Source organism: Nonomuraea sp. NPDC052634 (assembly GCF_040678535.1).
Lineage (GTDB): Bacteria > Actinomycetota > Actinomycetes > Streptosporangiales > Streptosporangiaceae > Nonomuraea > Nonomuraea fastidiosa.
In genome coordinates, this window is record NZ_JBFATY010000004.1 from 450,631 (window position 1) to 471,418 (window position 20,788).

Below are 20,788 nucleotides of genomic sequence, written 5' to 3' on the forward strand. Positions count from 1 at the left end.
CGGAGGCGGCCGCAGGGGGTTTGGATGCGACTGTATTCAAACCAAGGGGGTCGCGTGCCCGACCAGCCGTCCGCCTTCACCAGCGGCTCCGCCCGCGACAGGTACTACGCCATCGCGCCGCCGGCCCGCACCCGCCCGGTCCTCGCCGTGGACCCGATCGGCGAGCCGGGCCGCACGATCCAGCGCCGCCCGCTCACCAGCGGGGCCGACGTCGGCGCCTGGATCACCGCCGTGCCGGCCACGATCGTGCCGTCCGACGAGCAGAGCCGCCTCGACTCGCTGGCGTGGACCGCGTACTACACCGCCGCGCTCACCGACCCCGCGCTCGCCGCGGCCGGTCTCACCCTGCCCGGCGCGCTGGAGGACTTCCTCACCAAACGGCTGACCGCCGCCCTGCGGGCCGGGGAGATCGACCCCGACCAGCTCGACCGCCTGTTCGGCCTGGCGCGGAGGTAAGCATCGTGACGGAAGGCCACCGGGACCGGCTGGCGCGGCAGCCCGCCCCGGACGGGCGGCTCCTGCTCGTCGATCACCGCAAGGCGCGGCTGTGGCTGCCGACGCCACCGACCGGCGGGAGCCCGGTGTCCGTGGTCGAGCAGGCCATGTCGGCACGGGACCGTCAAGTTGACGGTCGGCTGAGCGAGCAGGTGTTGACCACGTCGCCGGTGGTCTGGCGGGGGATGGTGGCGCTGCGCGGCGGCTGCCGGTGCCCGTCCACCCAGCGCTCCAGGGCCTCGAACGCGCTCCGCATGCACGGCAGCAGCGGCCGCATGCGGTCGGGGAACATGTCGTACTCCAGGTCGAGGTGGGAGGCGCCCTCGATGCGGTAGTAGCGGTGCAGAGCGCCACGACCCTGCCCCCGCACCGCGTCGGCGTACGCGTCGCCGTGCACCTCGATCGGCAGCAGCGTGTCGAGCGTGCCCTGCACGGTGAGCAGCGGCTTGCCGATGCGTCCTGAGTGCGAGGCCCGCGTCACCGCGTCGTGCACGCTCTTCGGCCTGGCGAAGTAGTCGTAGTCGGCGTCGCAGCCGGGGGTGCCGCTCGCGCAGTACGGGATGCCCGCGTCGAGGTCGCCGTCGAAGCCCGGGTCCACCTCCTCGCGGTAGCGGCGCTGGGTGCCGTCCCACAGGACGGTGTAGTTGAACTCCCACAGGAACTCCGAGCCGGGGGCGAAGCCCGCCTTCAGCATCGCCGCGTGGGCCCGCTCGTCGCCGCCGGCCCGGTACTTGGGGTACTCGCGCAGCGCCACCGGCAGGTACGTCAGCGCGTTGCGCCGCTTGCCCGGCGGCCAGTAGGTGCCCTCGGAGTCCACGCCGCCGTCGTACAGCTCGGGGTGGTTCTCCAGCGCCCAGCGGACGAGCTGGCCGCCGTTGGAGATGCCCATCGCGTACGTCCTGCGCGGCTGCCTGCCGTAGCGGCGGGCCACGGTGGCCTTGGCGGCGACGGTCACCTCGGTCATCCTGCGGTACCACTCCAGGATGGCGTCTCCCGGCCGCTTGCCGTCGTGGTAGAAGCCGGCGTCCACGTTGCCCTTGTCGGTGGAGGCGTAGGCGTAGCCCTTGGCCAGCACGTAGTCCGAGATCGTGAAGTCGTTGGCGTACTGGCGGCGGTTGCCCGGCGCGCCCGCGACGACCAGCCCGCCGTTCCACTTCTCGGGCAGCCGGATGACGAACTGGGCGTCGTGGTTCCAGCCGTGGGTGGGGTTGAAGGTGGAGGTGTCGTGGAAGTAGCCGTCGATCTGGATGCCGGGCACGCCGCTCGGGTTGCGGGTGGCCGCCGCGTGCAGGCCCTGCCAGTCGGCGGGGTCGGTGTGGCCTGAGGCGACCGTGCCCGCCGTGGTCAGGTCGTCCAGGCAGGCGGCGACCTGGTGCTGCGCGCCGGGCACGCGGAGCCGGTGCATCCCGGCGCAACGGGCGTCCGCAGCGGAGGCAGAGGCGGCGGAGGCGGCGGAGGCCGCCGGCGTCAGGGGGATCGCCACCACCGCCGCGAGGAGCGCCGAAAGCGCGGCGGATCTGCGGGAGATCAGGCGAAATGACGGACGCGGGGACGAAGGCATGTGCGGCTCCCATCGGTCGGACGGACGCCATGCTGATCCAGCGTTCCCGGCGCGGCGACGTACGTCGTCACCACTGTTCGGCGGCGACCTGTGGAGGTGATGTCCACCGGTGACCCCGATGAGAGCCGGATCGGACGCCCCGAAAGCCGCTTAAGGCCGTGGAAGCCGCGAAACGGTGTGGGTCACCGCAAGGCGGGCGGTCCGAATGTGTGGGTGTCTCACCTGGTCCGCCGTCGCGGGCGCGACCTAGCGTTCACGGTGTCCGCAGTCGCGTTGTGACGCGTGAGGAGGGCGCATGGAAGCAGGCCCCACGGGTTCCGCGGCGCAGGCGGAGAGCCCGCCCGCCGTCCCCGTCCTGCGGGCGCGCGGCCTGGTCAGGGAGTTCCGCGGCTTCCGCGCGGTGGACGGCGTGGACCTCGACGTGGCAGAGGGCAGCGTGCACGCCCTGGTGGGGCCCAACGGCGCCGGCAAGACCACCCTGTTCAACCTGCTCACCGGCTTCCTCAAGCCGACCGCGGGCAGCGTCGTCATCGACGGGCACAGGGAGCTGGTCGGCCGCAGCCCCGAGGCGATCAGCCGGCTCGGTGTGGCCCGCTCGTTCCAGATCACCAGCCTGTTCCCCGACCTCACCCCGCAGCAGCACGTGGAGCTGGCGCTGGCCGGCCCGACCGGGCTCGGCTGGCGGTTCTGGCGCTCGGACCGCGCGCTGGCCCGCTTCGCCGCTCCCGCCGCCGAGCTGCTGGACCGGGTCGGGCTCGCCGGTCACGCCGGCGTCCCGGCCGGCTCGCTGTCGTACGGCCGCAAAAGAGCCCTGGAGCTCGCGCTCGCGCTCGCCATGGACCCCAAGGTGCTGCTGCTCGACGAGCCCACCGCCGGCATGGGCGTCGAGGACGTGGACCGCACCATCGAGCTCATCCGCACGATCCGCGCCGGCCGCACCGTCGTCATGGTGGAGCACAACATGAACGTGGTCGCCAGCCTCGCCGACCGGGTGACCGTGCTGCAGCACGGCAAGGTGCTGGTCGAAGGGGCGTACGCCGAGATCCGCCACGACCCCCGCGTCATCACCGCCTACCTCGGAGACTCCGATGCTGCGCGTTGACGGGCTGTCCGCCTGGTACGGCGAGGCGCAGGCGCTGCGCGAGGCGTCGCTGCGCGTGGACGAGGGCGAGATCGTCACCCTGGTCGGCCGCAACGGCGCGGGCAAGACCACGCTGCTGCGCTGCCTGATGGGCCTGCACGGCACGTACGGCAGGACGTCCGGCACGATCACGCTGGACGGCGAGGACATCACCGCGCTGCCCGCGCACCTCAGGGCCCGGCGCGGCCTCGGCTACGTCCCCGACGACCGCGGCATCTACGCGACCCTGTCGGTGGAGGAGAACCTGCTGCTCGCCCCCTTGGTCAAGGGCAGTGCCAAGGTGAAAAGGGGCGGCCCCAGGCCCTGGCCGCTCGATCGGATCTACGAGACGTTCCCGCACCTGAAGGAGCGCCGCCGCGCGCCCGGCACCACGCTGTCGGGCGGCGAGCAGCAGATGCTCGTGCTCGCCCGGGTGCTGCGCACCGGCGCCAGGCTGCTGCTCTGCGACGAGCCGACCGAGGGCCTGTCGCCACTGTTCGTGCAGCGCATCGGCGAGATCCTGCGCGAGGTGCGGGCGGCGGGCACCACGGTGCTGCTGGTCGAGCAGAACGTGCACTTCGCCGCGTCCGTCGCCGACCGCCACTACCTGCTCGCGGAAGGGCGGATCGTCGAAGCGCTCGACCGCGACCAGGTACGCGAACGCGAGCACCAGCTCCTCGAATACCTCGGAATCTGACGACCCGCCACCCCTGAGCGAGACAGAACGGGAGATGCCGCACATGAAAATCACGGGCTGGAGCGGCGGGCTGGCCGCCGCGACGCTGGTGCTGGCCGGCTGCGGGGGCGGGCCCGGCGGTGGCGGCGGCGCGATCAGCGACGGCGGGGTGGTGCTCGCCGTGCTGAACGACCAGTCGGGCATCTACGCCGACACCTCGGGCCGCAGCACGGTCGAGGCCGTCAAGATGGCGGTGGACGACTACCGCGCCAAGTACGGCGACCAGGCCGTGGCCAAGAAGGTCGAGGTGGTGGCCGCCGACCACCAGAACAAGCCCGAGATCGCCAACTCCAAGGCACAGGAGCTCTACGACCGCGAGCACGCCGACGTCATCCTCGACGTGCCCACCTCGTCGGCCGCGCTCGCCGTCGCCACCGTCGCCAAGAACAAGCGGAAGGTCTTCATCGACGTCGGCGCCGCCAGCACCGAGCTGGAGGGCAAGGCGTGCAACAAGTACACCTTCCACTACGGCTACAACAGCTACATGCTGGCCCACGGCACCGGCAGCGAGGTGACCAAGGACGGCGGCGAGAACTGGTACATCGTCTACCCCGACTACGCCTTCGGGCAGGACATGAACAAGACGTTCGGCTCCGCCATCCAGGCCGCCGGCGGCACCGTCGTGCAGGCCGACCCGACGCCGTTCCCCAACGACAACTTCTCCACGTTCCTGCTCAAAGCCCCAGAACTCGACCCGAAGCCGCAGGTCCTCGGCACCATGCACGCCGGCGGCGATCTGATCAACCTCGTCAAGCAGTACAACGAGTACAAGCTGCGCGACAAGGGCGTGCAGCTCGCGCTCGGCCTGCTGTCCATGAGCGACATCCACTCGCTCGGCCCCGACGCCCTGGCCGGCACCCGCTACACCACCATGTGGACCTGGACCTACGACGACAAGACCCGCGCCTGGGCCGACAAGTTCCAGGCCAAGACCGGCAAGCGGCCCACCTCCAACATGGCCGCCAACTACTCGGCCGCCCTGCAGTACCTGGAGGCCGTGCAGCGCGCCGGCACCGACAACTCCGACAAGGTGGTCGCGCAGCTCGAAGGCCACTCCATGGAGGACGTGTTCGTCCGCAACGGCACCATCCGCGCCCAGGACCACCTGCTGCTGCACGACGCGTACCTGACCGAGGTCAAAGCGGCGAGCGAGGTCAAGGAGCCGTACGACTACGAGAAGGTGCTCAAGACCATCCCGGCCGCGGAGGCGTTCCAGCCGCAGCCCGACCCGGCCTGCAAGCTGTAGGCGGCCGGCGTGCTCCAGCAGGCGTTCAACGGGCTGGTGGGCGGGTCGTTCTACGCCCTGCTCGCCCTCGGCCTCGCCGTCATCTTCGGCATGCTCGGCGTGGTCAACCTCGCGCACGGCGCGTTCTACATGCTCGGCGCGTTCGGCGCGTTCATCGCGCTCGACTCGTTCGGGCTGACCTTCTGGGTGGCGCTCGCGCTGGTGCCGCTGCTGCTCGGCGTGGCCGGCGCGGTGCTGGAACGGCTGTTCATCCGGCGGCTCGCGCCGCTCGACCCGCTCTACAACTTCCTGTTCACGTTCGGGCTCGCGCTCATCCTCCAGGACCTCGTACGCCGCGAGTACGGCGTCAACTCCCAGCCCTACCCCCGGCCGCCCGCCCTGGAGGGCACCGTCGACCTGGGGCTGTTCACCTACCCGGCCTACCAGGTGTTCGTGCTCGGCGTCTCGGTCCTGATGTGCCTCGTCGTGTGGGTGGTGCTCACCAGGACCCGCGTCGGGATGATCGTCAGGGCCGCTACCGAGCGGCCCGAGCTGACCAGGGCGCTCGGCATCGACGTCGGCCGCTGGGTGACGCCGGTCTTCGGCTTCGGCATCGCGCTGGCCGCGTTCGCCGGGGTGCTGGCCGCACCCATGCGCGCGGTCAACCCGCTCATGGGCGCCGACCTCATCATCACGGTCTTCGCCGTCGTCGTGATCGGCGGGCTCGGCTCGGTGTTCGGCTCGGTCGCCGCCGGGTTCGCCGTAGGGCTGGTGTCGGCGCTGGGCAACCTGTACGTGCCCGCGCTCTCCCAGATCCTCGTCTTCATCCTCATGGCCGCCGTGCTGCTGTGGCGGCCCGCCGGGCTGTTCGGACGCGAGGAGGCGTACCGGTGATCATGTCCAGGCTGGCCCGCTCGGACCGGGGCGGGATCGTGCTCCTGGCGCTCGGGCTCGTCGCCGCGCTCGTCCTGCCGTGGCTGATCTACCCGCCGGTCGCGCTGGACATCGCCTGCTGGGCGCTGTTCGCCGCGGCCGTGGATCTGCTGCTCGGCTTCACCGGGCTGCTGTCGTTCGGGCACGCCGCGTTCTGGGGCGGGTCAGCGTACTGCACGGGGCTGCTCGTGCTGCACGGCGGGCTGCCCTTTCCGGTGGCGATCCTCGGCGGCGCGGCCTTCGCGGCGCTGCTCGCGCTCCCGATCGGCTATCTGTCGGTACGCCTGACCGGCATCTACTTCGCCATGGTCACCCTGGCCTTCGCCCAGATGCTGTACTTCCTGGCCAACCAGTGGCGCGACGTCACCGGCGGCGAGAACGGCCTGCAGGGCATCCCGCGCGAGCTGTTCGGCCTCGACCTGTACGACCCGTTCTCCTTCTACTACGCGGGCCTGCCGTTCGTGCTGGCCGGCCTCGCGGCCGCCTGGCGGATCGTACGCTCGCCGTTCGGCCGGGTGCTGGTCTCCATCAGGGACAACCCCTCGCGCGCCCGCGCGCTCGGCTACCCCGTCGAGCGCTACCGGCTGCTCGCGTTCGTGCTGTCGGCGGCGCTGTCCGGCGTGGCGGGCGGCGTCTTCGCCATCGGGCACGGCTTCGCCTCGCTCGACGGCCTCTACTGGACCACCTCAGGGCAGGTCGTGATGATGGTCATCCTCGGCGGCATCGGCACGCTGTGGGGCGGGGCCATCGGCGCGGCCATCGTCGTCCAGCTCCAGGACTTCCTCGCCACCTCCGGCTTCGAGGGCATCGGCATCGTCACCGGCACCATCTTCATCGTGATCGTGCTGTTGTTCCGGCGCGGCATCTGGGGGACCGCCCGCCACCTCATCGCCGCGCGGGTCAGCTCCGCAGCCGGTGCAGGCGGAGCGCGAGCTGGATCTCCAGAGCCCGCTCCGGCTCCTGCCAGTCCTCGCCCAGCAGGCGGCTCACCCGATGCAGCCGCTGGTGAACGGTGTTGATGTGGACGTGCAGCCGCTCGGCCGTCCGCGACAGCGCGCACCTGCAGCCGAAGTACGTCTCCAGCGTCCTGACCAGCGACGTGCCGCGCCGCGCGTCGTAGTCCAGCACCGGACCGAGCGTCGCCTCCAGGAAGCCGCGGGCGTCGCGGTGCGCGCCGATCAGCAGGCCGACGAAGCCCAGCTCACCGGCGTCGGCCCCGTCGTCCATACGGTCGAGCGCGAGCAGCGTGTCCGCGCAGCGCCTGGCCTCCCGGTGCGCGGCGGGCACTCCGGACAGCTCGCGCACCGGGCCCGCGCCGCCGACCGTCACCGGAGCCGCCAGCGCCGCGCCCAGCTCCTTGGCGACCCGGCGCGCGATCTCGCCAGGCGCGTCGCCGGGCAGCAGCAGCACGACCTCCTCGCCGCGCGCCGCCGCCAGCCCGCGGGCCGCCGCCGCGTACGAGGCCGCCCAGAACGCGGCGCGCCCGCGAGACCGAGACGAGGCGCAGCGGGCCGACAGCACCACGTACGGCACGTTCCGCTCCAGGCCCGCGCGGCGCATCCGCGCCTCAAGCGCCGCCCTGTCACCGGCGGCGCCTGCCGCCTTGCCGTCCAGCAGGTCGTCGAGCAGCTCGCCCTGTGCCCGCGCCTGCGCCTCCGCCGGGCTCCTGCGCAGCAGCATCAGCAGCGCGGTCACCAGCGCGGCGCGCTCCAGGATGCGCCGGTCGGCGTCGTCCAGCTCCGCCCCGCTGCGCAGCACCAGCGTGCCCAGCGCCTCGCCGGGCGTCGAGATCGGGGTGACCCACAGGTCGCCGTGCCGCGTCGTACCGCCCCTCGGCTGCGCCGCGCCGGTGACGGCGGCCAGCTCGTCCTCCGGCAGCGGCGTGCCGTCCGGATCGCCCGACGTCGCCAGGCAGCGGCCGGCCGGGTCCAGCACGTACAGGGTGCCGCCCAGCACCTCCGTGACCACCGCCGCCACGTCCGCCGCGTCACCGCCCTTGACGACCAGCGCCGTCATCCGGTCGTGCGCCTGCGCCGCCCGCTCGATCGCCGCGCCGCGCGCCTTGAGCCGGGCGTTGACCGCGTTCAGCTCCTCCACCGTGGCCCTGGTCTCCGCCAGCAGCCGCGCGTTGTCGATGGCCAGCGCCGCGTGCGCCGCCAGCGAGCCCAGCAGCACCGCCTGCTCGGGCGCGAACGGCCGCTCGGTGCGGTTGGCCGCGTACAGCACGCCGATCACCCGGCTGCCCACCCGCATCGGCACGCCCAGGATCGCCACCAGCGCCTCCTCGGCCACCGCCGCGTCGATGTGCGCGTGGTGCCGGAACTGCGGGTCGCGCAGATAGTGATCGGTGCTGTACGGCATCGCCGTCTGCGCCACCAGCCCGCCGAGCCCGTCGCCCAGCGGGATCCGCAGCCGGCGGAACGCCGCCGAGATCGAGCCGTCCGTCATGCGGATGCGGGTCTCGCCGCGCTGGTCGTCGTTCAGCGACACGTACGCGATGTCGGCGCTCAGCAGCCGCCTGGCGCGGCGCACGATCGCCTCCAGGATCGCGTCCAGGTCGCGCAGCCCGGCCAGGTCGCCGGCCAGGTCGAACAGCGCGGTCAGCTCGGCCTCGCGGCGCGCCTGCCTGCGCATGCCGGCGCTCACCCGCAGCGCCGTCAGCTTGGCCGCCTCCAGTTGCGCCAGCGTCTCGGGGTCCGCGCCCGCGGCGCGGGCCGAGGCCACCGGCTCCTCGAACTCGACCGGCGCGGCCTCCCTGGCCAGTAGGTCGAGGAAGACGTTGCACGATGCGAGGGGGGTGTGCACGGTCATCGGTGCGTCCGTCCAGGTGCGGTGGGTCGGCCCTGACGTGATCCGCGCCGCTGGTCGGGGTGCGGCTTGAGACGCGGACCGGGGCGGGGGCACGGCATGGTCACGCATGCCGGTCGGCGGTTCGTCTGCTCGAAGGGATGGTCAGGTCCTGCGACAGGGCATGCAATGGGGCCTCCAGAGCACGACGGGCAGGGGGTTGATCGGAGTCCGCCAGGTTACTAAGCGCATAGTCAGTCCGTGAACGGCCGCTTGTCAACCGGTGTCCGGACTATTCGCGATACGAGGTGATCCGGCCTCGGCGTCCGGCGGCCTCAGCGCCCTGGGACGGGGCGGCGTTCGGCGCTGGGCGGCTTCAGCCTTCGGGGGCGAGCAGCTTGAGCGCGAGGTCGGCATAGAACTCGCCGAGCTGCTCAGGCGAGTCGGGCCCGTCGAGCCGGTACCAGCGCACGAGGTCGATGGTCAGCGACAGCATCGCCCGCGTGACCCGCTTGACGTCCACCTTCGCGAACGATCCGTCCGCCACGCCGCGCGCCACCGCGCCCCTGAAGTAGCCGTTGGTCTGGTGGCGCAGCTCCACGATCTCGCCGTAGTGCTCGGGCGTCAGGTGGTTCAGCTCCATCTGGCACACCCGCGCCGTCACGTGGTGGCGGGCATGCCACACCGTGTACGCCGACACGATCGCCCGCAGCCGCTCGGCCGAACCCTCGATCTCCATGATCGCCGGGTCCGTGATGTGCTCGAGCACCCGCTCGTGCCCCGCCCTGATCACCTCGAAGAGCACCAGCTCCTTCGACGGGAAGTGCACGTAGAGCGCGGCCGGGCTGAGGCCCACGCACTCGGCGATGTCGCGGGTGGTCGTGGCGTGGAAGCCGTTGGCGGCGAAGCAGCGCACCGCCGACGACAGCAGGCCGCGCTGCACCTCCCCGAGGTCCGGCCGCCACAGCTCGGGAGAGTGGTCGCGCAGCCGGGGATCGTCGGCCAAGTCCTGCGCGGTGAATCGGGCCTGCCGTCGGGCCATCCGCGACCCTCGCCCCCCTCCGAGTGCGTGGTATCGATGCCGCCCGCGGTGCCCGCCGGCCACCTGGTCGGGTGGCCCTGCCGCGAGTGTTCTCGTACGAGCAGTCTACGAGGTGACTATGCGCTTAGTCACCACCCGCGCCCCCGGCACATGCACGACCACCGCGCACGAGCGCGGTGGTCGTGGTGACGGCGGTTCCGCCCCGGCCGGAGGTCAGCCCGCCGGCTCCGTCACGGTCACCGCGTGCGAGCCGATCGCGGCGGAGAAGGTCGCGTCTCCGCCCCATTTGAGCCGGTACGAGTACTGCCCGGCGATCTCGGGCGTGTCCGTGATGGCGAACGTCCCGTCGTCCGCCACCGTCACGGTCCCGAGTGAGGTCACCGGCAGGTCGTCGATGGCGCGGTACACCCACACCGTGGGGTTCGACGTGGGCACGTGGCCCGAGCCGTCTAGCCGTACGGAGATCTCGAACGGCTGCCCGGCGACGGCCTGGGCGGGGCCGGAGAAGACGAATCCCGATCGGCGGTGGTAGACCGGCACCTCGATCGTCCGCGCGCTACCGAAGAAGAGGTCGTCCCCGGCCCAGCGCGCGCTGTAGAAGAGGAAGCCGCCGACCGGCGGCGCGTCGGTGACGCTGAACGTGCCGTCGTCGGCGGTGGTGACTTCGGCGATCGGCGTCTGCTCGCCGCCGGGCAGCCCCCGCGAGATAACGATCTGGCGCGGGCCGGTCGTCTCCAGGCCCGGCAGGTTGAGGCGGCCGGTCAGCGTGAAGGCGTCGAGCGCGGTGGGGCTCGCGGGGAGCGTCCATCTGATCGTGGACTTGGCCTTCGCGGCCGCCGTGGCGGCCGGCGCGAGCAGCCCGAGCACGACGGCCGCGACCAGGCAGGGCAGGGCGGCGAGCCGGATTAATCGCGACGATGAGGAACGCATGGAATCCCTTCGCATGAATCGAACTTGTGTTCGAGTTGATCAAGCCATAAGAGGTGGACTCCTGTCAAGTGCCGTCCGCACGCGTGAGAACCTGGGGCTCTCGATGCTGTCGTTTCTGTACAAGACCGGGCAGGTCGGGAGCGCCTAGCCTCCTCGTACGTCGTGACCGACGGATTCCCATTGACCAGAAGTGAGGCGTAACCATGGGCAAGATCGTGTCGAGCTTCTTCATCTCGGTGGACGGCGTGGTCGAGTCGCCGGACCAGTGGCACTTCCCGTACTGGAGCGATGAGATGGGCGCGTTCGTGCAGGCCGGGATGGAGAGTGCGGCCGGGTTCCTGATGGGCCGCAAGCTGTACGACGAGTGGTCGAGCTACTGGACGACCACCGACACCGACAAGGAGATCGCCGAGATTTTCAACTCGGCGCGCAAGTACGTCGTCTCCAACTCCCTGGAGAAGGCCGACTGGGCAGGCACGACGATCATCTCCGGCGACGTCGCCGCCCGGCTGCGCGAGCTCAAGGAGCAGACCGAGGGCGACCTGCAGATGTCGGGGTCGGCGACGACCGTGCGGTGGCTGCTCGCCAACGGCCTGCTGGACGAGCTGCATCTGCTCGTCCACCCGATCGTGGTCGGGCGGGGGCAGCGGCTGTTCGAGGACACGCCGACGCACCCGCTCAAGCTGATCAGGTCTGAGGTCTGGCCGTCGGGCGTCGTCCTCACCAGCTACGCCCCCGACACGGACACCGCCGCCTGAGAGCGCCGGACGGAAACCGGCCCGGCGAGCGGGGGCGGGTCCGGTGGAAGCGAGGGGGGACGTGCCGGCGGAAGCGGGCAGGGCCCGGCGGGAGCGGCGGGGCGGGGCGTCCGGGCGGGCCGAGGGTCAGCGAGAATCGTGGCCGTCGTTCAGGCCGAGGAGCTTCACCGCCTGCTCCCGCATCTCCACCTTGCGGATCTTCCCGGTGACGGTCATCGGGAAGGAGTCCACGAGGTGCACGTACCGGGGGATCTTGAAGTGCGCGAGCCGCCCGGCGCAGTACTCCCTGACCGCCTCGGCGGTGAGCGGCGGCGCGCCGGGGCGCAGCACGATTCAGGCCATCAGCTCCTCGCCGTACTTGTCGTCCGGCACCCCGATCACCTGGACGTCCTCGATGTCCGGATGCGTGTAGAGGTACTCCTCGACCTCGCGCGGGTAGATGTTCTCGCCGCCGCGGATCACCATGTCCTTGATGCGGCCGACGATGTTGACGTAGCCCTCCTCGTCCATGGTGGCGAGGTCGCCGGTGTGCATCCAGCGGGCGGAGTCGATGGCCTCGGTGGTCTTGTCCGGCGCTTCATCACCTCGACCGGGCACGGCGAGCCCGCCATGATGCCGGTGCGCAGCGACGACAGGTCGTACTCGGCGAAGCGCGGGTGGCCCAGCTCGGCGATGAACATGGTCGGCACGCCGTACAGGGAGGGTGCACCGCTCGTCCTGCACCGCCCGCAGCGTCGCCTCCGGGTCGAAGCCGGCGGAGGGCAGCACCACGCAGGCGCCGTGCGAGGTGGCGCCCAGGTTGCCCATGACCATGCCGAAGCAGTGGTAGAGCGGCACCGGCAGGCACACCCGGTCGGCCTCGGTGTAGCCGACGCCCTCGCCGACGAAGTAGCCGTTGTTGAGGATGTTGTGGTGCGACAGCGTCGCGCCCTTGGGGAAGCCGGTCGTGCCCGAGGTGTACTGGATGTTGATCGGGTCGTCGAACGACAGCGTGGCGGCGCGCTCGCGCAGGGCGGCCGGATCGGCGCGGCGGCCCGTCTCCACCAGCTCGTCCCAGCCGGGTTCGCCGATGAACACCACCGGCTCGAACCCGATCTCGGCCAGCATCGCCCGGTAGTCGCTGCTCTTGTGGGAAACGGCGCTGATCATCAGCCGCAGGCCGGACTGGCGGACCACGTAGTCCAGCTCGTGGCCGCGGTACGCCGGGTTGACGTTGACCAGGATGGCGCCGATCTTGGCGGTGGCGTACTGCGTGAGCACCCACTCGGCGCAGTTCGGCGCCCAGATGCCGACCCGGTCGCCCTTGGCGATGCCGCGCGCCAGCAGGCCGAGCGCCACCTCGTTCACGGCGGCGTCGAACTCCGCGTACGTCCACCGCCGCCCGGTGGCCATCTCCACCAGCGCCTCCCTATCGGGATGCCGGGCCACCGTGCGTTCCAGGTTCGCCCCGATCGTCTCGCCCAGCAGGGGCACGTCGGAGACGCCGGACGCGTACGAGAGCAGTGAGTCACCCATGCCCGAAGCATCCGTCAGCGGGGGCGGCCGCGCCAGCCCCTGACGGCGGCACGTCCTGCGGTTTTCCGCAGGGGAAGTGGACGGCGCACCGCATTCTGCCGCAAGCCGGCCGTCCCTAGCGTTGGGGCCCATGATGCAGACGCTGATGAACGTGCTGGTGGCGGCGACCGTGGCGACGGCGAGCCCGGGGGTGGGCGCCGACCTGGAGAAGATCGTCGAGGGCAAGGGCGCGACGGCCGCGCTGGCCCGCGTCACGGCCGGCGGCAAGACCTGGACGGGCGCCGCAGGCGTGCGCGACCTGCGGCGCGGCGGCAAGGTGTCGCCGAACGGCCATTTCCGGATCGGCAGCGTGACCAAGACCTTCGTGGCCACCGTGGTGCTCCAGCTCGTGGACGAGGGCAAGGTGCGCCTGGACGACCCCATCGACGACCACCTGCCCGGCCTGGTGCCCGGCGGGAAGAAGATCACCGTCCGCGCGCTGCTCGACCACACGAGCCACCTGTACGACTACATGAGCGAGCCCGGCTACTCCACCAACCGGTGGCGCGGCGCGGCCAGGTTCCGCTCGTACAAGCCGAAGGAGCTGCTGAAGGTGGCCTTCGCGAAGAAGCTGCCGGACGACGGCACGTGGCACTACTCCAACACCAACTACGTAGTGCTCGGCCTGCTGGTGGAGAAGCTGACCGGACGCCCGTACGGCAAGGAGATCGAGCGCCGCATCCTGCGCCCGCTGGGCCTGCGGCACACGCTGGTGCCGGGTGACCGCGCGGGCCTGCCGTCGCCGCACGCCAAGGGGTACGAGCCGGTGAACGGCACGCTGGTGGACGCGACCCGCATGAACCCCTCGCTCGACTGGGCGGCCGGCGAGATGATCTCGACCGCGGCCGACCTGGAGCGGTTCCTGGCGGCGCTGCTCGGCGGCAAGCTGACCAGCGCCGAGTCGCTGCGCGCCATGCGCACGACCGTCGAGACGGGGGCCGGGTTCGGCTACGGGCTCGGGCTGCAGGCGTACCGGCTGCCGTGCGGCACCGTGTGGGGGCACAGCGGCGAGCTGATCGGCTACCTGACGTTCGCGTTCCGCTCGGACTCCGGCAAGTCGCTCACCATGGCGCTCAACCCCTCGACCCGCAACCCGACGACGGAGGAGGTCATGGGCATCGCCGTCAAGACGTTCTGCGGCTGACCCTCTGCGGCGGCTCCTGACGCGAGGTCCGATCGCCGCCAGCGCGTGGCGCGAGCACGTGCTCGGCCTGGGCCGGCGCGCCAAGACGGCGGAGAACCTGCTGCGGACCCGCGAGTGCCTGCTGAACCTGCCGTCGGACGCGCTCGCGGGCGCGGTGGACCGGCTGGCGCTCACCACCGGCTCCGACCCCGTGCCGGAGGGCAAGCGGCGGCGGGGCTACCGGACCGTCCGCGACAAGTTCGGCCGGGCCGGGCTCACGCCGGTCGAGTCGGAGACGGTGGCGCCGCCCCGCGCGGCCGAATGCCCGGTCGCCATGGAGGCCGTGCTGGAGCGCCACCACCCCGTCGATGACGGCGGCGTGCTCGCGTTCGAGGTGCGGGTGCAGCGCGTCTGGGTGCACGAGGACATCCGCATGACCGGCACCGCCGACCGCATCGACCCGGACGCCTGGCGGCCGCTCATCATGAGCTTCCAGCACCTGTACGGCCTCGGACCTCAGGTCCACCGCTCCACGCTGGCCACCATCCCCGAGCGTCTCTACCGGCCGGACGCCGACCTGGAGCGCGCGCGGACCGCCTGAAGCAACACCGCCTAGAGCAGCATCGACCAGGTCTGGGGCCCGCAGAGGCGGTCGATCTCGTCCTTGGTGAGCCACGCCGCCCGCGTGCTCTCCGACCCGGCGGGCGGGCTGGTGGACACGCCGGGCCCCGGCAGCGCGGCCCGGCACATCACCATGTACGCCAGCGCCGGATAGCGGTAGCCGGCGGGCGGCGGCTCCAGCAGCTCGATGCGCTGCCAGGCGAAGACCGACAGGGCGGACGGCGGCAGGCGCAGCCCGGTCTCCTCGTACAGCTCCCTGGCCGCCGCCTCGACGGGATCCTCGCCCGGCTCCAGGTGACCGCCGGGGATGTCCCAGCCGCGCCCCTCGCGGTCGACGCACGTCATGAGCGTGCGGCCGTCCGCGTCGGAGACGAACGCGAACGCCGACGTCACCCGCCCGTCGGGCGGCAGGCTCGCGGTCTCGATCACCTCGAGCCGATGCGCGACCGGGATCCATGGAACGGTCAAAGTGGCCAGCACGGAAGTCACCGGCTCACTGTGGTCCCGGCCGCGCGACGCTGTCAAAACGGCTCACAGCCCCTGGCGCATGGCACGGTTGCCCAGGTAGAGGCCGATCGCGGCGACGGCGCAGGCGGCGGCGGTGCCGTACAGCACGCTGGGCGCGGCCAGGTCGCCGGCGAAGAGCGCGCGCTGGGCGTCCACGATGTACGTGACCGGGTTGATCTGCCCCAGCGTCCGCAGCCAGCCCGGCGCGGTCTCCAGCGGCAGCAGCACCCCCGAGAGCAGCAGCAGCGGGAACAGCACCGACTGGGTGACGACGTAGAACAGCGTGCCGCTCGGCACCGACGTGATCGCCAGCACGAAGGACAGCGCACCCAGCCCCACCCCGAAGATCGCGAGCTGCGCCAGCCCGGCCGGCACCCCGGCCGCGTGCGGCTCGAACCCGAGCGGCAGCGCCAGCGCGACGATCAACACGGCCTGCACGGCCAGCGTGAGCACAGCCTTCGCGCTCTTGCCGACCAGCGGCGCGGTGCGGTTCAGCGGCGTCACCGTCATGCGTTCCATGGCGCCGCCGATCAGCTCGACCAGCAGCGTGTAACCGGCGCTCATCGGCCCGGTCAGGCACATCATCACCAGGATGCCCGGCACGAACCACTGCCACGACGACCCGACGGCCCCGCTCAGCAACGACCCGAAAAGGAACAAGAACAGCAGCGGCTGGCGCATGTCGAACAGCAGCCCGGCCGGTCTTCGGCAAGGACCCGATCAAGGAGGCGCTCGCCGACACGATCCCGCGCCCCGCCGGCGTGGAGCCGCGCGCGTGGAGCAGGCACCTGGGCATGGCCGCCGGCGAGAGCATGTGGACGCTGCTCGCCACCGCCGGGCCCGGCGCGGTGCTGGAGAGCCCCTGGCTCGCGCCGCTGCGGCCGGTCGTGCTCGCGGGGCTGCGGCGGGCGGGCGTCGAGCCGGGCCCGCGCGTGCGCGAGGTCTGGTGCGACGTGCCGCTCACGGTGGCCAGGCAGCGGTACGAGAGCCGCGTACGGCATCCCGTGCACCATGACGGCGAGGTCGGCGACGAGCGGTGGGCGGAGTGGGCGGCCGGTGCGCGGCCGCTGGGACTGGGGCCGGTCCGCCGCGTCGATACCACCCGAGAAGTTGATATTTCCGAGCTTGCGAAATGGTGTACGGCTCCGGAATGATCACCGGCGTGAAACGTCTCTTGTTATTCGCGGCGATCGCGTCGGTCGGCATGACCGGGGTCGCCCACGCGGCCGACGGCGTGCCCGGTGTGGACGTCAGTAACTGGACGGGCGAAATCGACTGGCCGGCCGTGGCCGCCGGTGGCGGAAAGTTCGCGTTCGTGCAGGCCACCGAGGGTACGAACTATCGAAATCCGCTTTTCGACTCCCAGTACGGCGGCGCCGCCGCTGCGGGTCTCATCCGCGGCGCATATCACTTCGCGCAACCGCACGAATCCGATGGGAGAGCGCAGGCCGACTATTTCCTGCAGAACGGCGGTAACTGGGTAAGCGATGGGCTGACGCTTCCGGGTGTTCTCGATTTGGAGGACAACCCGTACAAGGAGAGAAACGGCAAGAACACCTGTTACGGCCTGTCCGTGCAGGACATGGTCGCCTGGATCAAGGACTTCACGGCGAAGTACTACGAGGCCACCGGGCGGCGGGCGATCATCTACACGACTACGAGCTGGTGGCGTACGTGCACGGGCGACTCCAAGAAGTTCGCCGCCAACCCGCTCTGGCTGGCGCGCTGGGGGAGCGAGCCCGGCGAGCTGCCGAAGAGCTGGAAGAATTACACGTTCTGGCAGTCGGCGGAGAAGGGGCCGCTGGTGGGCGGCCAGAACGCGTTCAACGGCTCGGAGTCCGCGCTGAAGGAGCTGGCCAACCCGCCGGCCGAGGTGCGGGTGTCGGGCCGGGCCAAGGGGCGGACGTCGTACTCGGTCACGATCTCCAACACCGGGCCGCACCCGGTCACGAACGTGAAGCTGTCGGGGCGCGCCTTCGGCGGGCAGCGCGTGGTGAAGGCGCCGGGCTGCAAGTTCAGCGGGACCGCCGTGCGGTGCGTGGTCGGTGAGCTGCCGCGGGGGCGTAAGGCGACGTTCACGTTCACGACCAAGCCGCGGAAGGCGAAGGGCACGGTCGGGATGTACGTGACCGTGGGATCGGTGAAACTTACCCTTAAAGCCCGATAAATCGGCTTTTAGGGGGGCGGAATGAGGCGGCGGCGGGTGGCCGTGGCGGCTTCCCTGCTCCTGCTCACCGCCACGGCGTCGATGCCCCAGGGCCTGTCGCTGCCGCCGCTGACCGTGCGGATCGCGTACGAGATCGAGCAGCGCGGCATCCCCTACTCCTGGGGCGGCGGCCACGGACCCACCCCAGGGCCGTCCAAGGGGACCTGCCTGGGCTACCGGGGCGCGATCAAGCCCTGCCCGGCCGCCAGGACGCGCGGCCTCGACTGCTCGGGCTTCACCCGCTGGGTCTACGCGCTCGCGTACGGCCGCGACGTGCTGGGCCCCGGCAACACCGACGCGCACGTACGCAAGATGCGTCGCGTCAAGCAGCCCCGCCCCGGTGACCTGGTCTTCTTCGGCAAGATCGGTAAGAAGCGGATCAAGACCCACCACGTCGGCATCTATCTCGGTGGCGACCGGATGATGAACGCCCCGGAGACCGGGGCCGTCGTGCGCGTCGACTCCATCGCCGCCAAGAAGGACTTCGCCGGCTTCTATCGCTACTGAGCGCTTCCGTGCCGATCCGGTATGCCGGTAACGCGTGGTGCGCGACGAAAATTGAGAGACCCCACGGCTAATCTGAGCCGCTATGGACAGGCCTATGGCAAGGCGCTGGGTCGGGCTCGACGGCTGGGAGGTCGTCGGGGCCGTACGCGGGGGGCGCCAGGTGCTTCGCGTGCGCAGAAACGGGTGGGTGGTCGCCGACTGCACGTCCGTGGCCGAGGTCGCCGCGCTGGTCGATCTGGCCGATCTGTGCGAGGTCATCGAGTTCCCCGCCCGCCGTTCCGCGGCCGTCACCGGGGCTTCGGCGGCGGACTCCGGCGAGAGGACGCGAACGAGTTCGCATCATCGGTGAGTGCCGTGTATGGTTACACCTGTCCGCAGCGCCGGACAGGCCCCTATAGCTCAGTCGGCAGAGCGTCTCCATGGTAAGGAGAAGGTCAACGGTTCGATTCCGTTTGGGGGCTCCACTCGAAACCGAGTCAACGCCCGCTCCGGGTCCCGGAGCCGGGCGTTTTTCGTTTGCCCCGGGCCGTCCTTCGTCCCAGAAACGCGGCCTCAAGAAGCGAAGCTGAGGCCCGCACCGCCCGGCCGGGGTAGAGCCGGGGTGCAGGACGACCGACCGGGCCAGGGCGAACCCAAGCTTGATGCGATGCGCGGCGACGGCCGTGGCCGGGAACGGCCGTGGCCGGGGACCGGCCCGCAGCGGGGGACGGCCCGCAGCCGTGGCAGGGGTTCGCCGCAGCCTGGCGAGGCCGGGAGCGGGATCTCGGCCGCCGAGCCGGTCCGGCGCGACCCGGCGACGGCACGGACGGAGAGCCGGTACGGCACAGCCCGGCGACAGGCACGGACGACAGGCGGGCCGGGTTGGCCGGGTCGGTGACGCCCGGCGCGAAAGCCCGGCGGCTCACCGAAGCCGAGCACACGCACTCACGGCGGCCGAACGTGGTCCGGGCACGAGCTCGGGACGGTGCGGAGACGGCACGAGCCCAGGACGGCACGAGCTCGGGACGGTGCGGAGGCGGCACGAGCTCGGGACGGTGCGGAGGCGGCACGAGCTCGGGACGATGCAGAGGCGGCACGAGCCCGGGGTGGCACGAGCCCGCGACGGTGCGGGGCCGAGCATGAGCCAGGGACAGTGAGGGCGGGCGCGAGCCGATGTGCTGGGCGCGAGCCACGGACCGGCCTGCGCGGTGGGGCGCGGCCGGAGGCGGTGTGGGTTAGGCGCGGGCGCGGGGGTGGCGTTTGCGTGGTTGACGTGAGTGAGGGACCGGCGTGTGCGGTTGGGCGGGGGCTGGAGGCGGTGTGGGGTTAGGCGCGGGCGTGAGAGTGGCGTTGCGTGGTTGGCGTGAGTGTGGGACCGGCGTGCGCGGTTGGGCGTGAGCCTGGGACCGGCGTGCGGGGGCGGGCGTGTGTGGGGCTCGGGCGGACTGGCGACGCCCAACGGGTGTCCGTCAGCGATGCACAGGGGGCGGCGGGCTCAGGCGCGCAGCCGAGGGGACGATCCGGGCCGAGCGGCCCGCGAGGGGTTGCCCCGGAGGACGCCTCACGACGGCGTGTGATCGACCGAGAGGGCGCGCTAGGAGCGGTCCTACGGCCCGGTGTACGGGCCGCGCGTAGAGCTACGGCGGTAGGCGAGACTGGGCGCGCTCACGGGACCTGCGTGCGACGTCGGGCGCGATCTACGGCGATGGGCGAGTGCGGGCGTGGGCTACGGCGGCCAAGCGGATCAGTTAAGTCCGGCGACAGGCACAGGCGAGCGGCGGGGCGGGTTCGCCGGCAGGCGCCGGAGCGGGTTCGCGGCGGCGCTGAGGTGGGCTGAGGAGCCGCGCTGCGGCGGGCTTACGGACGGGCGCTTGGGGCGGGCTTACGGGCAGCCGCCGGGTGGGTTCTACGGGTGGGGTGGCTGGTGGGGTTCGCTGTGAACGGGGGGCACTGCTACGCTGATCACCCTCGCGTGGAGCGGCCGGGGGATGCCGCTTAACGATTTTCGTTGACGGGGGTTCCTGAGGCATACTGGAAGCACCCCACCCGATCGGGTGAGTTACTCACGTGCTCGCCGCTTCGGGTATCCTCTACGGGCCGGGTTGTTCCGGCTCAAAGGCGGAGTAGCTCAGTCAGGCAGAGCAAACGGCTCATAATCGTTGTGTCGCCGGTTCAAGTCCGGCCTCCGCTACTGCTCAAGCCCAGGTCCACCGACCTGGGTATGGGCGTGTCCATGTCCCGAACGTAGAAAGGCACTCCCAAGTGGCTGCCACCGACGTTAGGCCGAAGATCACGCTGGCCTGCCAGGAGTGCAAGCACCGCAACTACATCACGCGGAAGAACCGGCGCAACGACCCGGATCGGCTTGAGCTGAAGAAGTACTGCCCCAACTGCCGCACCCACCGCGCGCACCGCGAGACCCGATAGGTTCTCCGGGCAGGGCTTCTGTCTCAATATCTCCAATAACGCACAGCCGGCGTCCCGCTGTAGGGCGCCGGTTTGTCGTGTCTTAGGCCATTTGTCATCCCGTGCTTCGGGTCGTCTCGTGTCTTGGGCTGTCCGTGGTCCCGTGCTTCGGGTCGTCTCGTGTCTTGGGTCGTCCGTGGTCCCGTGCTTCGGGTCGTCTCGTGTCTTGGGCTGTCCGTGGTCCCGTGCTTCGGGTCGTCTCGTGTCTTGGGTCGTCCGTGGTCCCGTGCTTCGGGAC

Annotated in this window: 19 protein-coding genes, 2 tRNA genes and 2 pseudogenes; 16 read left to right on the forward strand and 7 right to left on the reverse strand. The window is 71.3% G+C overall.

Annotated features, from left to right (window positions below):
* The first annotated feature begins 54 nt into the window (after positions 1 to 54).
* Entirely contained in the window at positions 55 to 456 is a 402-nt protein-coding gene (locus AB0K67_RS21360) for a hypothetical protein (RefSeq protein WP_364062623.1), read from the forward strand.
* Between the two features lie 163 nt (positions 457 to 619).
* Here the strand turns inward: AB0K67_RS21360 and AB0K67_RS21365 are convergent, their stop codons facing one another.
* On the reverse strand, positions 620 to 2,056 hold the full coding sequence (locus AB0K67_RS21365) for a tannase/feruloyl esterase family alpha/beta hydrolase (protein WP_364062626.1): 1,437 nt from the start codon (positions 2,054 to 2,056) through the stop codon (positions 620 to 622).
* A gap of 295 nt (positions 2,057 to 2,351) precedes the next feature.
* Here AB0K67_RS21365 and AB0K67_RS21370 point away from each other — a divergent pair, with 295 nt between their 5' ends.
* From AB0K67_RS21370 to AB0K67_RS21390, 5 genes are read left to right on the forward strand one after another with little or no spacing between them, the layout of a single operon-like run.
* Complete coding sequence (locus AB0K67_RS21370) at positions 2,352 to 3,158, forward strand: ABC transporter ATP-binding protein (RefSeq protein WP_364062629.1); 807 nt, start codon at positions 2,352 to 2,354, stop codon at positions 3,156 to 3,158.
* The gene (locus AB0K67_RS21375; RefSeq protein WP_364062632.1) at positions 3,145 to 3,873 is read left to right on the forward strand and encodes an ABC transporter ATP-binding protein; all 729 of its coding nucleotides are present in this window, start codon (positions 3,145 to 3,147) and stop codon (positions 3,871 to 3,873) included. The genes AB0K67_RS21370 and AB0K67_RS21375 overlap by 14 nt, the downstream gene beginning before the upstream one ends.
* 43 nt (positions 3,874 to 3,916) lie before the next feature.
* A complete protein-coding gene (locus AB0K67_RS21380; RefSeq protein WP_364062635.1) occupies positions 3,917 to 5,158 on the forward strand; it encodes an ABC transporter substrate-binding protein in 1,242 nt (413 codons plus the stop codon).
* Positions 5,159 to 5,167: 9 nt separating this feature from the next.
* Positions 5,168 to 6,031: a branched-chain amino acid ABC transporter permease gene (locus AB0K67_RS21385; RefSeq protein ID WP_364062638.1), complete on the forward strand. Its 864-nt coding sequence runs from the start codon at positions 5,168 to 5,170 to the stop codon at positions 6,029 to 6,031.
* A 2-nt stretch (positions 6,032 to 6,033) separates the two neighbouring features.
* Positions 6,034 to 7,089 carry a branched-chain amino acid ABC transporter permease gene (locus tag AB0K67_RS21390; protein ID WP_364063259.1) on the forward strand — a complete coding sequence of 352 codons (1,056 nt, stop codon included), beginning with the start codon at positions 6,034 to 6,036 and terminating at the stop codon, positions 7,087 to 7,089.
* Here the strand turns inward: AB0K67_RS21390 and AB0K67_RS21395 are convergent.
* The 3 genes from AB0K67_RS21395 to AB0K67_RS21405 form a co-directional block, all read right to left on the reverse strand.
* A complete protein-coding gene (locus AB0K67_RS21395; RefSeq protein ID WP_364062641.1) occupies positions 6,971 to 8,881 on the reverse strand; it encodes a helix-turn-helix domain-containing protein in 1,911 nt (636 codons plus the stop codon). The genes AB0K67_RS21390 and AB0K67_RS21395 overlap by 119 nt on opposite strands.
* Positions 8,882 to 9,233: 352 nt before the next feature.
* A complete protein-coding gene (locus AB0K67_RS21400; protein ID WP_364062643.1) occupies positions 9,234 to 9,899 on the reverse strand; it encodes a TetR/AcrR family transcriptional regulator in 666 nt (221 codons plus the stop codon).
* Positions 9,900 to 10,112: 213 nt separating this feature from the next.
* A complete protein-coding gene (locus AB0K67_RS21405; protein ID WP_364062646.1) occupies positions 10,113 to 10,829 on the reverse strand; it encodes a hypothetical protein in 717 nt (238 codons plus the stop codon).
* 203 nt (positions 10,830 to 11,032) lie between these two features.
* On the opposite strand from AB0K67_RS21405, the gene AB0K67_RS21410 reads away from it, so the two are divergent.
* A complete protein-coding gene (locus AB0K67_RS21410) occupies positions 11,033 to 11,587 on the forward strand; it encodes a dihydrofolate reductase family protein (protein ID WP_364062649.1) in 555 nt (184 codons plus the stop codon).
* A gap of 126 nt (positions 11,588 to 11,713) precedes the next feature.
* On the opposite strand, the pseudogene AB0K67_RS21415 reads toward AB0K67_RS21410, so the two are convergent.
* Positions 11,714 to 13,102, reverse strand: a pseudogene (locus AB0K67_RS21415) (AMP-binding protein).
* A gap of 130 nt (positions 13,103 to 13,232) precedes the next feature.
* Here AB0K67_RS21415 and AB0K67_RS21420 point away from each other — a divergent pair.
* Together AB0K67_RS21420 and AB0K67_RS21425 are read left to right on the forward strand one after the other, a co-directional pair.
* Entirely contained in the window at positions 13,233 to 14,285 is a 1,053-nt protein-coding gene (locus AB0K67_RS21420; RefSeq protein WP_364062652.1) for a serine hydrolase domain-containing protein, read from the forward strand.
* A gap of 58 nt (positions 14,286 to 14,343) precedes the next feature.
* Positions 14,344 to 14,865 (forward strand): flavin reductase, encoded by a 522-nt coding sequence (locus AB0K67_RS21425; RefSeq protein ID WP_364062655.1) that lies wholly within the window; start codon positions 14,344 to 14,346, stop codon positions 14,863 to 14,865.
* 11 nt (positions 14,866 to 14,876) lie between these two features.
* On the opposite strand, the gene AB0K67_RS21430 is transcribed toward AB0K67_RS21425, so the two are convergent.
* Both AB0K67_RS21430 and AB0K67_RS21435 read right to left on the reverse strand, forming a co-directional pair.
* Positions 14,877 to 15,374: an NUDIX domain-containing protein gene (locus AB0K67_RS21430; protein WP_364062658.1), complete on the reverse strand. Its 498-nt coding sequence runs from the start codon at positions 15,372 to 15,374 to the stop codon at positions 14,877 to 14,879.
* A gap of 42 nt (positions 15,375 to 15,416) precedes the next feature.
* Positions 15,417 to 16,088, reverse strand: a pseudogene (locus tag AB0K67_RS21435) (ABC transporter permease); the annotation flags it as partial.
* Between the two features lie 98 nt (positions 16,089 to 16,186).
* On the opposite strand from AB0K67_RS21435, the gene AB0K67_RS21440 reads away from it, so the two are divergent.
* The 7 genes from AB0K67_RS21440 (at position 16,187) to rpmG (ending at position 20,511) form a co-directional block, all read left to right on the forward strand.
* Positions 16,187 to 16,546, forward strand: coding sequence for a hypothetical protein (locus tag AB0K67_RS21440; RefSeq protein WP_364062661.1), 360 nt, complete (start codon positions 16,187 to 16,189; stop codon positions 16,544 to 16,546).
* Entirely contained in the window at positions 16,543 to 17,559 is a 1,017-nt protein-coding gene (locus AB0K67_RS21445) for a lysozyme (protein ID WP_364062664.1), read from the forward strand. Before AB0K67_RS21440 ends, AB0K67_RS21445 begins: the two co-directional genes overlap by 4 nt.
* 36 nt (positions 17,560 to 17,595) lie before the next feature.
* The gene (locus AB0K67_RS21450; protein WP_364062667.1) at positions 17,596 to 18,105 is read left to right on the forward strand and encodes an NlpC/P60 family protein; all 510 of its coding nucleotides are present in this window, start codon (positions 17,596 to 17,598) and stop codon (positions 18,103 to 18,105) included.
* A gap of 94 nt (positions 18,106 to 18,199) precedes the next feature.
* Positions 18,200 to 18,454 (forward strand): transposase, encoded by a 255-nt coding sequence (locus AB0K67_RS21455; RefSeq protein WP_364062670.1) that lies wholly within the window; start codon positions 18,200 to 18,202, stop codon positions 18,452 to 18,454.
* A 39-nt stretch (positions 18,455 to 18,493) separates the two neighbouring features.
* Positions 18,494 to 18,569, forward strand: a tRNA-Thr gene (locus AB0K67_RS21460).
* A gap of 1,632 nt (positions 18,570 to 20,201) precedes the next feature.
* Positions 20,202 to 20,275, forward strand: a tRNA-Met gene (locus AB0K67_RS21465).
* A 71-nt stretch (positions 20,276 to 20,346) separates the two neighbouring features.
* The gene (gene rpmG, locus AB0K67_RS21470; protein ID WP_101786011.1) at positions 20,347 to 20,511 is read left to right on the forward strand and encodes a 50S ribosomal protein L33; all 165 of its coding nucleotides are present in this window, start codon (positions 20,347 to 20,349) and stop codon (positions 20,509 to 20,511) included.
* The last annotated feature ends 277 nt before the right edge of the window (positions 20,512 to 20,788 follow it).

Bases quoted from the DNA above. Each gene is read 5' to 3' on its own strand.
- AB0K67_RS21365 (WP_364062626.1), bottom strand. From the start codon at position 2,056: ATGCCTTCGTCCCCGCGTCCGTCATTTCGCCTGATCTCCCGCAGATCC.
- AB0K67_RS21370 (WP_364062629.1), top strand. From the start codon at position 2,352: ATGGAAGCAGGCCCCACGGGTTCCGCGGCGCAGGCGGAGAGCCCGCCC.
- AB0K67_RS21375 (WP_364062632.1), top strand. From the start codon at position 3,145: ATGCTGCGCGTTGACGGGCTGTCCGCCTGGTACGGCGAGGCGCAGGCG.
- AB0K67_RS21380 (WP_364062635.1), top strand. From the start codon at position 3,917: ATGAAAATCACGGGCTGGAGCGGCGGGCTGGCCGCCGCGACGCTGGTG.
- AB0K67_RS21390 (WP_364063259.1), top strand. From the start codon at position 6,034: ATGTCCAGGCTGGCCCGCTCGGACCGGGGCGGGATCGTGCTCCTGGCG.
- AB0K67_RS21395 (WP_364062641.1), bottom strand. From the start codon at position 8,881: ATGACCGTGCACACCCCCCTCGCATCGTGCAACGTCTTCCTCGACCTA.
- AB0K67_RS21400 (WP_364062643.1), bottom strand. From the start codon at position 9,899: ATGGCCCGACGGCAGGCCCGATTCACCGCGCAGGACTTGGCCGACGAT.
- AB0K67_RS21405 (WP_364062646.1), bottom strand. From the start codon at position 10,829: ATGCGTTCCTCATCGTCGCGATTAATCCGGCTCGCCGCCCTGCCCTGC.
- AB0K67_RS21410 (WP_364062649.1), top strand. From the start codon at position 11,033: ATGGGCAAGATCGTGTCGAGCTTCTTCATCTCGGTGGACGGCGTGGTC.
- AB0K67_RS21420 (WP_364062652.1), top strand. From the start codon at position 13,233: ATGATGCAGACGCTGATGAACGTGCTGGTGGCGGCGACCGTGGCGACG.
- AB0K67_RS21440 (WP_364062661.1), top strand. From the start codon at position 16,187: ATGGCCGCCGGCGAGAGCATGTGGACGCTGCTCGCCACCGCCGGGCCC.
- AB0K67_RS21445 (WP_364062664.1), top strand. From the start codon at position 16,543: ATGATCACCGGCGTGAAACGTCTCTTGTTATTCGCGGCGATCGCGTCG.
- AB0K67_RS21455 (WP_364062670.1), top strand. From the start codon at position 18,200: ATGGCAAGGCGCTGGGTCGGGCTCGACGGCTGGGAGGTCGTCGGGGCC.